Here is a 13,977-nt window from a genome sequence, read left to right as displayed (position 1 = left end):
GCGCACGCCCGGAAGGGGCGCGCCGCCGCCGCCGCGGACCGGCCCGGCCCTTCCGGGCGTGCGCCACATCGTGGCCGTCGCCTCCGGCAAGGGCGGCGTCGGCAAGTCCACCACGGCCTGCAACCTCGCGCTCGCCCTCTCGGCCCAGGGCCTCAAGGTCGGCCTGCTCGATGCCGACATCTACGGCCCCTCGGTGCCCAAGCTGTTCGGCCTGTCGGGGAAGCCCCGCGTCATCGAGGAGCGGCTGCTGGCCCCGATGGAAGGGTTCGGCATCAAGGTCATGTCGATCGGCTTCCTGATCGAGCCCGAGACGGCGATGATCTGGCGCGGGCCCATGGTCCAGTCGGCCATCACCCAGATGCTGCGCGAGGTCGCCTGGGGCGAACTCGACGTGCTCGTGGTCGACATGCCCCCCGGCACCGGCGACGCCCAGCTCACCATGGCGCAGGCGACGCCGCTCTCCGGGGCGGTCATCGTCTCGACCCCGCAGGATCTCGCCCTCATCGACGCGCGCCGCGGCGTGACGATGTTCCGCAAGGTCGCGGTGCCGATCCTCGGCGTCATCGAGAACATGGCGACCTTCATCTGCCCCCATTGCGGCACGGCCTCGCACATCTTCGGGCATGGCGGCGCCCGCGCCGAGGCCGAGCGGCTGGAGGTGCCGTTCCTCGGCGAGGTGCCGCTGAACATGACGATCCGTGAGACCTCCGATGCCGGCCGCCCCGTGGTGGCGGTGGACCCGGACGGGCCGCACGCGCAGATTTATCGCGGCATCGCCGCCAAGCTCTGGGGCAACCTGACCGGCGGTCCCGCGCCGCGGGCGGCTCCCCGCATCGTCATCGAGTAGCCGCGATGGCGCCGGTGCTGGGCGTGATCCTCGCCGGCGGGCTGGCGCGCCGCATGGGCGGGGGCGACAAGCCCCTGCGCACCCTCGGCGGCCGCACCCTGCTCGACCGGGTGGTCGCCCGCTTCGCCCCCCAGTGCGCCGCCGGCGTGATCCTCAACGCCAACGGCGATCCGGGCCGCTTCCCGGATTTCCCGGGTGCGATCGTGCCCGACGGTGTGCCGGACAATCCGGGGCCGCTCGCCGGCATCCTCGCGGGGCTGGACCACGCGGCCATCCATCATCCGACCACGCGCCACGTGGCCAGCGTCTCCGGCGACGCGCCGTTCCTGCCCCGCGACCTCGTCGTCCGCCTCGCCGAATCGGCCGGGCGGGAGGGCGTCATCGCCATGGCGGCGTCGGGCGGGCGCGAGCACTTCACCGTGGCGCTCTGGCCGGTGGCCCTGCGGGCGGACCTGCGCGAGGCCCTGGTGGCCCGCGGCGAGCGCCGGGTCGGCGGCTTCCTGAGGCGCCACGGCGCGGTGGCGGTGTCCTGGCCATCGGAGCCCGCGGACCCCTTCGCCAACATCAACGCGCCGGAGGATCTGGCGGCGGCCGAGGCCCGGCTTGCCGGGAACGACGACGCCTGACGCCTCAGGGCGGGGCGCTCTCGACCGCGGCGCGCGCCCGCCAGCGCGGAGAGAGCAGCCCGAGGGCGAGGCCGCCGAGGACGAGGCCGGCGGCGGCGAGCTTCCAGGCCGGCAGCGGCTCCCCGAGCCAGACGGCCGAGGCCCCCATGCCGAAGACCGGCACCAGCAGGGCCATCGGGGTGATCTGGGCGGCGGGGTGGCGCGCGAGCAGCCAGCCCCAGATCGCGTAGCCGAACATCGTATTGCCGACGGACTGCCACACCACCGCGGCCCAGGTCGTCAGGTCGGCCCGCAGGAGGCCGTTGCGGATGGCGTCCCAGCCTTCGAGGAGGACCGAGGCAGCGAGAAGCGGGGGCGCCGAGAACAGGCTCGCCCAGACGACATAGGGCAGCATCGCCCGCGCCCCGCTGCGCTTGGCCGCCATGTTTCCGCCCGCCCAGCTCAGGGCGGCGCAGACCACGAGCCCGAGGCCGAAGGGCGTCGTCGCGGCGTCGGTATGGGCGGCGATGACGGCGAGCCCGGCCGCGGCGAGGCCGAGGGCCGCCCATTGCGGGCCGGACACCCGCTCCCCGGTCAGTTGCATCGACAGGCCGATGGTGACGAAGACCTGGATCTGGATCACCAGGGAGGCGAGGCCGGGGGCGATGTGGCCGCGCAGGGCGATGAAGAGCAGGCCGAACTGTCCGGCCCCGATCAGCAGGCCGTAGGCGGCAAGGTTGCGCCAGGGGACTGTCGGGCGAGGCAGCAGGAACACACCCGGCAGGGCGGCGAGCACGAAGCGCAGGGCGGCGAACAGCAGCGGCGGCAGGTGGTCGAGCCCGATCCGGATCACCACGAAGTTCGTGCCCCAGACCGCCACCACCGCCAGGGCGAGGAGGATGTCGCGAAGCGGAAGCGTGCCGGTCATGGGCCGCCATGTCCCAATTGGCGAGGGCCCTGCCTAGGCGTGGCGGGCCTCGAAACGAAAGAAGTGTCCGCACCTTCGCGCGGACACTTCCCTCGAACGCGGATCGAGCGAGTCGGATCAGGCGGCGCCGACGGTCGCCTTGACGATCTTGTCGGGCGAGCGCGGCGGCTCGCCCTTGTTCAGGGTGTCGACCACGTCCATGCCCTCCACGACCTTGCCCCAGACGGTGTATTGCTTGTCGAGGAAGCGGGCATCGCCGAAGCAGATGAAGAACTGCGAATTGGCCGAGTGCGGGAAGTTGGTGCGCGCCATCGAGCAGGTGCCGCGCACGTGCGGCTCGGCGTTGAACTCGGCATTGAGGTCGGGGAGATCGGAGCCGCCCGATCCCGTGCCGGTCGGGTCGCCGGTCTGGGCCATGAAGCCGTCGATCACGCGGTGGAACGGCACGCCGTCGTAGAAGCCTTGGGCGGCGAGCGTCTTCAGGCGCTCGACATGGTTGGGGGCAAGGTCGGCGCGAAGTCCGATCACGACGCGGCCCTTGGTGGTCTCCAGGATGATGGTCTCGGTCTCTGCCATGGGTTTAGACTCCTTTTCCCTTAGGTCCTTGGTAGATGAAGCGGAGCGCGATGGGGCGCCCTGCGATGGCCGCGCCGAGGTCGGGGGTGATCCGGGCTGGCGTGCAGCGCCGGATCGCCGCCAGGGTCGCATCCGCGAGGATGCGATGGGCGCGGGGGTCTGAATTCGGGGCCGAGAAGGTCACGCGCGGCGTCCCGAGGACGCTGCCGTCCCGCCGAAGTGCGAAGCGGGTGGTGATCTCGGCCTGGGCCGAGCGGGACAATCCCCGGGGGGCCTCCCAGCAGGCCGCGAGGGTGGGATAGAGGTCTCGCAGGGTGTCGGCCGGTTTCGCGCTCTCGGCCAGGCCGCCCAGCGGGCCTTGCTTCAGGGGAACCCGGACCGTGCCGCGCAGGGTTTCCGGAAGGGTCAGCGGGCCCGTGGAGGGCGCCGCCCACGCGGGGAGCCCTACGGCGACGAGCGCCGCGAGAGCTCCGAGCTGGACGCCGCCCCGCAAACTACTTGGCTCCCTGCGCCATCTGCATCTTCACGATCTTGTCGGGGTTCTGCACCGCCCCGCCCGGCGCGCCGGGGGACGCCTTCTTGATCGCGTCGACGGCTTCCATGCCCGAGGAGACGAGGCCGACCACGGTGTACTGCCCGTTGAGGAAGGGGGCGTCGCCGAGGCAGATGAAGAACTGCGAGTTGGCGGAGTTCGGGTCGGACGAGCGGGCCATGCCGACGGTGCCGCGCTTGAACGGCGCCGGCGAGAACTCGGCCGGGATGTTCGGCAGGCTGGAGCCGCCGGTGCCGTTGCCCTTCGGGTCTCCGGTCTGGGCCATGAAGCCGTCCATCACCCGGTGGAACTTGAGGCCGTTGTAGAAGCCCTGCTTGATCAGGGTCTTGAGCTGGGCGACGTGCTTCGGCGCGATCTCCGGGCGCAGCTCGATGGTGACGCGGCCGTCCTTGGTGTCGAGGTACACCGTGTTGTCGTCCGCCGCCCAGGCTGCAGGCGCCGTCGCGAGGAGACCGGCGAGGCTGAGGAGGGCGATACGGCGATTCAGTCCAAAGGCCATGGGGTCAGCATGCTTTCGTTGGTCGTGGATGGAGAGATCAGGCCGCCCGGAAGCGCTGCGCGAGGCGCGTCGCCACCAGCGGCGGCACGAAGGGGGAGACGTCGCCGCCCATGGCGGCGATCTGGCGGACGAGGGTGGCGGTGATCGGCCGGACGCCGGTGGAGGCGGGCAGGAACACGGTCTGCACCTCCGGCGCCATGGCACCGTTCATACCGGCGAGCTGCATCTCGTAGTCGAGGTCGGTGCCGTCGCGCAGGCCGCGGATGAAGACGCTGGCGCCGACCCGCCGGGCCGCGGTCACTGCGAGGTCGTCGAAGGTCACGATCGTCAGCGCCGTGCCCTCGGCCTCGGCCAGGGGCTCGCAGGTGGCGCGCAGGAGCTCCGCCCGCTCCTCGGGCGAGAACATCGGCGCCTTGCCGGGATGCACGCCGATCGCGATGACGAGAGTCTGCACGAGCCGGCACGCCTGACGGATGACGTCGAGGTGTCCGTTCGTGACCGGGTCGAACGAGCCGGCATAGAGGGCGGTGCGGATCATCGCGGCCCGGGGTAGAGCATTTCGACCCGAAACGGAACCTCCGGCCCCGGCACGAAAACGGGCTAACCCCCGCGCCCTGGGATGCGGACGGCCGCGGGGCCGTCCGCTTGACGGGGTGCGATCGGCCTTACGCGGCCTCGTCGCCGCCCTCGCTCTCGTCCTCGCCCTCGATATGCTCGACGGACACGACCTTCTCGGTCTTCTCCGTGTTGAACACCGTCACGCCCTGCGAGGCGCGGCCGACGATGCGGATGTCGTCCACCGGCACGCGGATGAGCTGGCCGCCATCGGTCACCAGCATGATCTGGTCGGAGGGTTGGACCGGGAAGGAGGCCACGAGGTGGCCGTTGCGGGCATTGACCCGCATCGCCGTGATGCCTTTGCCGCCGCGGCCCGAGGTCCGGTACTCGAAGGACGAGGTCCGCTTGCCGAAGCCGCGCTCGGAGAGGGTGAGGACGAACTGCTCGTTGGCGCCCATCTCGTTGTAGCGCTCGAGGGAGATGGCGGTGGCCTCGGCCACCCCCTCCTCCGCCTCCGGACTCGCCGTCTCCTCGCCCTCGACCCCGTCGCCGATCACGGCGCGGCGCATCTTGAGGTAGCCCGCCCGCTCCTCGGGCGAGGCGTCGAAGGCGTTGAGGATCGTCATCGAGATGACGCGGTCGTCCTTGCCCAGGCTGATGCCGCGCACGCCGGTGGAATCGCGGCCCTTGAAGACTCGGACGTCCTCGACGGGGAAGCGGATGCACTGGCCGGCCTGCGTGGTGAGCAGCACGTTCTGGTCGGCACGGCAGATCTCCACGTGGACGATGTGGTCGCCCGCATCGAGCTTCATGGCGATCTTGCCGGCGCGGTTCACCTGGACGAAATCCGAGAGCTTGTTCCGGCGCACGCTGCCGCTCGCCGTGGCGAACATGACGTCGAGGGTCTCCCAGGAGGCCTCGTCCTCGGGCAACGGCATGATGGTGGTGATGCGCTCGGTGCCGGCATCCATCGACAGGATGTTGACCAGCGCCTTGCCGCGGGCGTTCGGCGCCGCCATCGGCAGGCGCCAGACCTTCTCCTTGTAGACCTGGCCCTGGTTCGAGAAGAACAGCACCGGCGTATGGGTGTTGGCCACGAACAGGCGGGTGACGAAATCCTCGTCGCGGGTCGCCATGCCGGAGCGGCCCTTGCCGCCGCGGCGCTGGGCCCGGTAGGTCGAGAGCGGCACGCGCTTGACGTAGCCCGCATGGGACACGGTGACGACCATGTCCTCGCGCTGGATCAGGTCCTCGTCCTCGACGTTCGAATCCCAGTCGAGGATGACGGTGCGGCGCGGGGTGGCGTAGGCCTCGCGGACCTCCGCGAACTCCTCCTTGACGATGCCCATGATGCGCAGGCGCGAACGCAGGATGTCGAGGTAGTCGGCGATCTCGTCGGCGAGCTTCTTCAGTTCGTCGCCGATCTCGTCGCGGCCGAGAGCGGTGAGGCGCTGCAGGCGGAGATCCAGGATGGCGCGGGCCTGCACCTCGGAGAGGCGGTAGGTGCCGTCGTCCGAGACCCGGTGGCGCGGATCGTCCACGAGGGCGATCAGCGGCGCGATGTCGTGGGCCGGCCAGTCGCGCGCCATCAGCGCGTCGCGGGCGGTGTTGGGATCGGGCGAGGTCCGGATCAGGCGGATCACCTCGTCGATGTTGGCCACCGCGATGGCGAGGCCGCACAGGACGTGGGCGCGCTCGCGAGCCTTGTTGAGGAGGAACTTGGTCCGCCGGGACACCACCTCTTCGCGGAAATCCACGAAGGCCTGGAGCAGGTCCTTGAGGTTCATCAACTCGGGGCGGCCGCCGTTCAGCGCCACCATGTTGCAGCCGAAGGACGACTGCAGGGGCGTGAAGCGGTAGAGCTGGTTCAGCACCACGTCCGCCATGGCGTCGCGCTTGATCTCGACGACGATGCGCATGCCGTCGCGGTCGGACTCGTCGCGCAGGTCGGAGATGCCCTCGACGCGCTTCTCCTTCACCAGCTCGGCGATCTTCTCCATCAGCGTCGCCTTGTTCACCTGATACGGGATCTCGGTGAAGATCAGCGCCTCGCGCTCCTTGCGCAGCTCCTCGACGTGGGACTTCGCCCGCATGATGATCGAGCCGCGACCCGTGGCGTAGGCCTGGCGGGTGCCGGCCCGGCCGAGGATCGAGCCGCCGGTGGGGAAGTCGGGACCGGGCACGTACTCGGTGAGCTGCTCGATCGACAGGCCGGGATCGTCGATGAGCGCGACGCAGGCGTCGATCAGCTCGCCGAGATTGTGCGGCGGGATGTTGGTGGCCATGCCCACCGCGATGCCGCCGGCGCCGTTGACGAGGAGGTTGGGGAAGCGCGCCGGCAGGACGGTCGGCTCCTCGCGCGACTCGTCGTAGTTCGGCTGGAAGTCGACGGTGTTCTTGTCGATGTCGGCCAGGAGCGCGTTGGCCGGCTTGGCCAGGCGCGATTCGGTGTAGCGCATGGCCGCCGCCGGATCGCCGTCCACGGAGCCGAAATTGCCCTGCCCGTCGATGAGCATCAGGCGCATCGAGAAGTCCTGCGCCATACGGACCAAGGCGTCGTAGATCGATTGGTCGCCGTGCGGGTGGTAGAGACCGATCACGTCGCCGACGATGCGAGCGGACTTGACGTATTTGCGCTCGGGCAGGTGCCCGCTCTCGTAGGCCGCGTAGAGGATGCGCCGGTGCACGGGCTTGAGGCCGTCGCGCGCGTCCGGCAGCGCCCGGCTCACGATCACGCTCATGGCGTAATCGAGGTAGGAGCGCTTCATCTCGTCGGTGATGGAGACGGGCTTGATGTCGGAGGCGGGCGGCGGCGTGCCGGCGCCCGGAATGTCGTTCTCTGCCAAGGTCTTCGGTCTCTACCTGTCCGGGGTCCGGAGCAAGGGCGGCCCGTGTCGGCTCCGCTCGCTCACGGCGTTGTCGCGCGCGTCTCCGGCCGCTCAGCCGGACCGTGCGATGTCCTGCCCAAACCTATAGCGCATCTCGCCGGCCCAGGCCAACAAATCGCGGCTTAACCCCCTGGTAACGAACGGTTTGCCCGCGCGGCCGGAACTCCGTGCGCGCCCGGCTTCCTAGAGGAACTTCGCCGGGTCCGCGCTCGGCGGGGCCGGCTTCACGTCGGCCCGGTTCCACCAACCGCCGCCGAGCGCCTGGAACAGGGCGGCGGTGTCGGCATACTGGTTTGCGCGCGCGCCCGCCGAGGTGACGAGGGCCGAGAGGTAGGATTGCTGGGCGATCAGCACCTGCGCGCTGTTCAGGGCACCGGCCGCGTATTGCTTGCGGATGAGGCCGAGGCTCTCGTTGGTGGCCCGCTCGGCGGCCGAGGCCGCCGCCACCGCCCTGGCGTCGGACTGGAGCGCCCGCAGGGTGTCGGCGACGTTCTGGAAGGCGCCGATCACCACCGCCCGGTACTGGGCCTGGGCCTCGTTCAGCGTCTCCTCCGCGGCGCGCTGGCGCCGGAACAGGGTCCCGGCATCGAAGACCGGCTGCGCCACGGTGCCGACGATGCCGTAGAACGAGGCGGCCGAGGTCGCGAGCTGCGCGATCCGCACCGCGCTGGCGCCGCCATTGGCGGTGATGGTGAACTGCGGCAGGCGATTGGCCACCGCGACCCCCACCGCCGCGCTGGCCTGCTGGACGTTGGCCTCCGCCGCCTTCACGTCCGGGCGTTGCTGCACGAGGCGCGACGGCAGGCTCACCGGCAGGTTGGTGGGCAGGCGCAGGGAAGCCAGGGTGAAGGTCGGCGCGATCTCCTCGCTCGGCAGGCGCCCGACCAGGGCCGTGAGCAGGTTGCGCTGCTGGGCGAGCTGCTTCTCCAGGGGCGGCAGCAGCTGCATCGAGACCGAGAGGGCGGCCTGCTGCACCACCACGTCGGCCCCGGCGATCTGCCCGAGCGAAAGCTGCTTGTTGTAGAGGTTGAGGACCTCGGTCTGGGCCTGGATCACCTTGCGGGTGGCGTCGATCTGGGCGCGCAGCGACGCCTCCTGGATCGCCGCCAGCACGACGTTCGTGGTCAGGGTGAGGTAGGTCGCCTCGAGCTGGAAGCGCTGGTTCTCGGCCTGCGCCTCCAGGGATTCGATCTGGCGCTGGTTGCCGCCGAACACGTCGGGGGTGAACGAGACCGTCACCTGCGGCGTGTAGAGGCTGTAGAACAGCTGCCGGGTGTCGTTGAGCGGCCCCTGCAGGGCACCGCCGGGGGCCTTCTGGCGCGAGCCGAGGCCGTTGGCGCCGACCACCGGGAACAGGGTGCCGCGCTGCGCCTCGACGTTCTCCTGCGCGATCCGGAGCGAAGCCTGCGCGGCGTCGAGGTTCGGGTTGTTGGCGAGCGCCTCGGCCACGAGGCGGTCGAGGGCGGGGGAGCGGAAGAGGGTCCACCACTGGCCCGGCACGTCGGCCCCGGAGACGAAGGTCTGGTCGGCGGAGCCGCAATGGGCGGTGCGGATGGTGTCGGCGGCGGTGGGGTTGCGCAGGGGCTCGCGGGTGTAGCGGGTGACCGGCGGATCGGCCGGCGGCACGTAGTCCGGGCCGACGACGCACCCCCCGAGGCCCGTGAACGCCAGGACGAGCAGGCCGTCCCGGAGACGGCGCGACCTCCGGCCCCGGCCGGCGGGCGCCGCGTTCTGGGGGGATGCCACCATGGTGCCAAGGAATCCTGTCGCCGTCCTGGGCCGTAGAGGCGCCGGGCCGGGATCGAAGTCAACGCGGCCGGCGGCGCGCGCGCGAGGCTGTGACCGGCCCATCACGCGTGCTCCGCGCGGGCCGCCGCCCGGGCGGCCCCCTCCGACGGGATCGCGGCCGGCACCCGCCGGGAGAACAGCGCGATCAGGATCGGAACCACCACGAGGATGAGGTTCGGTGCGAGCAGGATGCCGCCGACCACCACCAGGGCGAGCGGCTTCTGCACCTGCGAGCCGATGCCGGTGGAGATCGCCGCCGGCAGCAGCCCGACGCAGGCGGCGACGCAGGTCATCATCACCGGGCGCATGCGCACGTTGGCGGCGTGCCACACCGCCTCGGTCCGGGCCCAGCCCTCGTCGATGAGCTGGTTGTAGTAGGAGAGCAGGATCACGCCCTCCATGGTCGAGATGCCGAACAGGGCGATGAAGCCGATCGCCGCCGAGATCGAGAACGGCGTCATCGTCAGGAACAGCGCGAAGATGCCGCCGATCATCGCCATCGGGATCACGCTCAGCGTCAGCACCATGTCGGTGACGGAGCTGAAGTTGACGTAGAGCAGCAGGGCGATCAGCGCGATCGTCACCGGGACCACGACGGTCAGGCGCTGCACGGCATCCTGCAGGTTGGTGAACTGGCCGACCCATTCGAGGTGGAACCCGGGCGGCAGGGTCACCTCCTCGGCGATGCGGCCCTGCGCCTCCAGTACCGCGCCGCCGAGGTCCCGCCCGCGCACCGAGAACTTCACCGGAATGTAGCGCTCCTGATTCTCGCGGTAGATGAAGGCCGCGCCGGAGACCAGCTCCACGGTGGCGATCTCCGAGAGCGGGACCTGGATCACGCCGCCGGCGGGGTTGGCCGCCCCGACGGTGATGTTGCGGATGGTCTCCAGGCTGCGGCGGTACTGCGGCGCGAGGCGCACCCGCATGGGGAAGTGCCGGTCGGAGCCGTACTCGTAGAGATCGCCCGCGGTCTGGCCGCCGATCGCCGCCTGGACGGTGGTGTTCACGTCGCCCGGCGACAGGCCGTAGCGGGCGGCCTTGCGCCGGTCGATGTCGATCCGCACCGTAGGCTGGCCGAGGGAGGCGAAGACCGCGAGGTCGGCGATGCCCGGCACCTTCGCCAGGGTGGCCTTGATCGCTTCCGCGGTCCTGGTCAGGTCGTTGAGGTCGTTGCCGTAGATCTTGACCGAGTTCTCGCCCTTCACGCCGGAGGCGGCCTCCTGGACGTTGTCCTCGATGTACTGGGAAAAGTTGAACTCGATTCCCGGGAAAGCCTCGTCGAGCTTGGCCGAGAGGTCGCGGACCAGCCCCTCCTTGTCGAGCCCCTTGCGCCAGGTGTCGAAGGGCTTGAGGGGGGCGAGGATCTCCACGTTGAAGAAGCCGGTGGCGTCGGTCCCGTCGTCCGGGCGGCCCTGGTGCGAGAGCACGGTGACCACCTCCGGTACCTCGGCGATGATCTTGCGCAGGCGCTCCACGTAGGCGTTGCCGGCCTCCAGGGAGATCGAGGCCGGCATGGTGCCGCGGATGTAGAGGTTGCCCTCCTCCAGCTTGGGCAGGAATTCGAGGCCGAGCGTACGGGCGGCGATGCCCGAGACGCCGAGCACCGCGGCGACCACGAGGAGCGACAGTACCTTGTTGCGCAGGCCGAAGCGCAGGATCAGCACGTGGCCGAAGCGCAGGAGCCGCACCACCAGGGTGTCGCGCTCCTCCACATGTTTGGGGAGGATCAGGGCCGAGAGGGCGGGCGAGACCGTGAAGGTGGCGATGAGGCCGCCGAGCAGCGCATAGGCGTAGGTCTTGGCCATCGGGCCGAAGATGTGTCCCTCGACGCCCGTCAGGGTGAAGAGCGGCAGGAAGCCCACGATGATGATCGTGGCCGAGAAGAAGATCGCCCGGTTCACCTCGGCACCCGCGAGGGCGATCGTGCCGAGGCGCCCGGTCAGGCTCCCGGGCGGCGTCTGGCCCTCGCCGTGTTCCGGTTCGGCGAGGTGCCGGAACACGTTCTCGACCATGATGACGGTGGCGTCGACGATGAGGCCGAAATCGATGGCGCCGAGGGAGAGGAGATTCGCCGAATCGCCGCGCAGGACCAGGATCAGGATGGCGAATCCGAGCGCGAAGGGAATCGTCGCCGCCACGATGATCGCGCTGCGCAGGCTCCCCAGGAACAGCCACTGCACCACGAAGACCAGCGTCACCCCGAAGACGAGGTTGTGCATCACCGTGTGGGTGGTGGTGTGGATGAGCCCGCTGCGGTCGTAGATGCGCTCCACCCGCACGTCCGGGGGCAGGATGCCGCTGGCGTTGATCTTGTCGATCTCGGCATTGACGAGGCGCAGGGTCGGCAGGCTCTCGCCGTCCCGGCTCATCAGCACGATGCCCTCGACGATGTCGTCGTCGCCGTCATGGCCGACGATGCCGAGGCGCGGCGCGTGCGAGACCCGCACCTCGGCCACATCGCGCACCAGCACCGGCACGCCGTTGACCTGGGTCAGCATCGTGTCGCGGATGTCGTCCATGTCGCGGATGAGGCCGATGCCGCGCACCACCGCCGACTGCTCGCCCACGTTCAGGGTCTGGCCGCCGACGTTGATGCTCGAATTGTTGAGCGCGGTGACGAGCTGCACCAGGGTCATGCCCTGGGCCTGGAGCCGGTTCAGGTCGACGGCGATCTCGTATTCCTTGGTCCGGCCGCCGAAGGCCGTGACGTCGACCACGCCGGGAATCGCCTTGAAGCGGCGCTGCAGCACCCAATCCTGCAGGGTCTTCAGGTCGGTGGAGGAATAGCCCGGCGGTCCCGTCACCTTGTAGCGCATGATCTCGCCCACGGGGCTGGTCGGCGAGATCTGCGGCTGGGCGCCGTTGGGCAGGGGGGGCAGCTGCGACAGGCGGTTGAGCACCCGCTGCAGGGCCTCCTGGTAGGTGAAGGCGTAGCTGAACTGCACCTTCACGTCCGAGAGGCCGAACAGCGAGATGGTGCGCACCACCGTGGCGTTGGGGATGCCGGCGAGCTGCACCTCCAGGGGAATCGTGATGTAGCGCTCGATCTCGTCGGCCGATTGCCCGGGATTCTGCGTGATGACGTCGACGAGCGGCGGCACCGGATCGGGATAGGCCTCGATGTTGAGCTGCGTGTAGCTGGCATAGCCGAGCGCCAGCATCACCAGGAACAGCAGGCAGACCAGCACGCGCTGGCGCAGGGCGAAGACGATCAGGCTGTTCATGGCAAAGTTCTTCCGGCCGAGGCCCGAGGACGAGGAAGGGGCCCCAGGCCCGACGGGTCAGGAGGCCTTGTCACCGCTCGTCGCCCGATCCATGAACACGGCGCCGCGCGTGACGATCGCCTCTCCCGCCGCGACCCCGGCGGTGACCTGCACCATCCCGCGGGCGGTCAGGCCCAGGGTGACGTCGCGGGCCTCGATGGCCCCGTCGGGCCGCGCGATCCAGACATGCGCCCGCGCGCCCTCGTACACGATGGCGGCGGCGGGCACGGCGGGCGCCGTCTGCCCCGGCCCGGTGAAGATCGTGAAGGTGGCGAACATCTCGGGCTTCAGGACCTGGTCCGGGTTCTCCACCTCGCTGCGCACCGCCAGGCGCCGCGTCGCCGGGTCGAGGCTGGCGGACATGTAGTCGACCCGCGCCTTGAAGACGCGGTCGCCGAAGCCCGCCACCGTCGCCTCCACCTCCTGGCCGATCCGGATGCGCGGGATCTCGCTCTCGCGCACGTTGGCCACCAGCCAGACGGTGGAGAGGTCGCCGATGACGAAGACCGGGTCGCTGGCGGTGGAGAGGTACTGGCCGAGGCCGACCTTGCGCTGGACGATGGTCCCGGCGATGGGCGCCCGGATCTGTGTCTCAGGGCTGAGGGTGCCCTTCTTCTCGAAGGCCGCGATTTCCGCGTCGGTCTTTCCGAGGAGGCGCAGGCGGTTCTTCACCGCTTCGAGCCCGGCCTCGGCGGTCTTCAGGTCGCTCTGCGCCCCGATGACGTCGTTCTGGGCCGACTGATAATCCTTCAGCGCCACCGCCTTGGCCTGGAACAGCTCCTGCTGGCGCGCCGCGATGGTCTGGTCGAGCTTCAGCAGCGCGGTCGCCTTGGCGAGGGTGTTGAGAGCGGCCTGGTAGTCGTTCTGGGCCTGGACCATGTCCGTGGCCTCGAGGGTGAGGAGCACGTCGCCGGCCTTCACTGCATCGCCGGCGCGGACCAGCACCTTGGTCACCCGGCCGGCATAGGGCGAGGTCACCGGCACGTTGTCGTCTTCGTTCAGGGCGATGCGGCCCTCGGCCGTCCCTTCCGGCCGGAAGCCGACCGTCGCGATGGGGGCGATGTTCAGGGCGGCGCGCTGGGCCGGGCTCGGCCGGAAGAGCCGGGCCGGCCCGCCCTCGCGGGGCTCGCCGCCCGCGGCGGTCTCGGCCTCACTCGTTCCGAAGCGCTCGCGAATCGCCGTGCTCAGCCCCGTAAAGACGCTCATGACCGGGGCCGGCCAGAGGGTAACGGCCACCACCACGCAGATCAGCAACCCGAGGGGCGCGAGAAGGGTCGCGATCGTGCGCTTTGTCCCAGTCATGTGCCGCAAAAGTGCTTTCAGGTTGGTGGCCGGTGGTCAGGTCGGAGGCGTGTGCGTGGCTCGGACGACCTGATCGGGCGATCCGGATGCTGGAGATCGGGGTCAAGTGTGGCGGGGAATACGTATCTCACCAAAGCAACGACCTCCCCATCCGAAGGTCGGACAGGTCG

11 protein-coding genes are annotated in these 13,977 nt (G+C 70.2%); 2 read left to right on the top strand and 9 right to left on the bottom strand.

What is annotated here, in order from left to right; translation table 11 throughout:
• Positions 1 to 847, top strand: an 847-nt coding sequence (locus tag AC6EUL_RS08180) for an Mrp/NBP35 family ATP-binding protein (protein WP_499869801.1), incomplete at its 5' end; no start/stop codon positions are given.
• A 5-nt stretch (positions 848 to 852) separates the two neighbouring features.
• Entirely contained in the window at positions 853 to 1,473 is a 621-nt protein-coding gene (gene mobA / locus AC6EUL_RS08175) for a molybdenum cofactor guanylyltransferase MobA (protein ID WP_499869799.1), read from the top strand.
• 4 nt (positions 1,474 to 1,477) lie between these two features.
• Here the strand turns inward: mobA and AC6EUL_RS08170 are convergent, their stop codons facing one another.
• The 9 genes from AC6EUL_RS08170 to AC6EUL_RS08130 all read right to left on the bottom strand — a co-directional run bounded on the left by AC6EUL_RS08170 (position 1,478) and on the right by AC6EUL_RS08130 (position 13,807).
• Positions 1,478 to 2,380 (bottom strand): EamA family transporter, encoded by a 903-nt coding sequence (locus AC6EUL_RS08170; RefSeq protein ID WP_499869798.1) that lies wholly within the window; start codon positions 2,378 to 2,380, stop codon positions 1,478 to 1,480.
• Between the two features lie 117 nt (positions 2,381 to 2,497).
• Positions 2,498 to 2,956 (bottom strand): peptidylprolyl isomerase, encoded by a 459-nt coding sequence (locus AC6EUL_RS08165; RefSeq protein ID WP_056221020.1) that lies wholly within the window; start codon positions 2,954 to 2,956, stop codon positions 2,498 to 2,500.
• 4 nt (positions 2,957 to 2,960) lie between these two features.
• Positions 2,961 to 3,449 (bottom strand): UCP034077 family protein, encoded by a 489-nt coding sequence (locus tag AC6EUL_RS08160; protein WP_499869796.1) that lies wholly within the window; start codon positions 3,447 to 3,449, stop codon positions 2,961 to 2,963.
• 1 nt (position 3,450) lies between these two features.
• Positions 3,451 to 3,996, bottom strand: a complete 546-nt coding sequence (locus AC6EUL_RS08155; RefSeq protein ID WP_056271802.1) for a peptidylprolyl isomerase — start codon at positions 3,994 to 3,996, stop codon at positions 3,451 to 3,453.
• A gap of 49 nt (positions 3,997 to 4,045) precedes the next feature.
• A complete protein-coding gene (gene coaD / locus AC6EUL_RS08150; protein WP_056221017.1) occupies positions 4,046 to 4,546 on the bottom strand; it encodes a pantetheine-phosphate adenylyltransferase in 501 nt (166 codons plus the stop codon).
• A gap of 127 nt (positions 4,547 to 4,673) precedes the next feature.
• On the bottom strand, positions 4,674 to 7,412 hold the full coding sequence (gyrA, locus tag AC6EUL_RS08145; protein ID WP_499869794.1) for a DNA gyrase subunit A: 2,739 nt from the start codon (positions 7,410 to 7,412) through the stop codon (positions 4,674 to 4,676).
• Positions 7,413 to 7,637: 225 nt separating this feature from the next.
• Positions 7,638 to 9,203 (bottom strand): efflux transporter outer membrane subunit, encoded by a 1,566-nt coding sequence (locus tag AC6EUL_RS08140; RefSeq protein ID WP_499869792.1) that lies wholly within the window; start codon positions 9,201 to 9,203, stop codon positions 7,638 to 7,640.
• A 101-nt stretch (positions 9,204 to 9,304) separates the two neighbouring features.
• Positions 9,305 to 12,466 (bottom strand): efflux RND transporter permease subunit, encoded by a 3,162-nt coding sequence (locus tag AC6EUL_RS08135; protein WP_499869790.1) that lies wholly within the window; start codon positions 12,464 to 12,466, stop codon positions 9,305 to 9,307.
• A 57-nt stretch (positions 12,467 to 12,523) separates the two neighbouring features.
• Positions 12,524 to 13,807, bottom strand: a complete 1,284-nt coding sequence (locus tag AC6EUL_RS08130) for an efflux RND transporter periplasmic adaptor subunit (RefSeq protein ID WP_499869788.1) — start codon at positions 13,805 to 13,807, stop codon at positions 12,524 to 12,526.
• Between the last annotated feature and the right edge of the window lie 170 nt (positions 13,808 to 13,977).

The sequence above is a fragment of the Methylobacterium sp. 001424705 genome, assembly GCF_059816145.1.
Note: the sequence above shows the minus strand (reverse complement) of the source record. Positions and strands in the feature narration are given on the sequence as shown.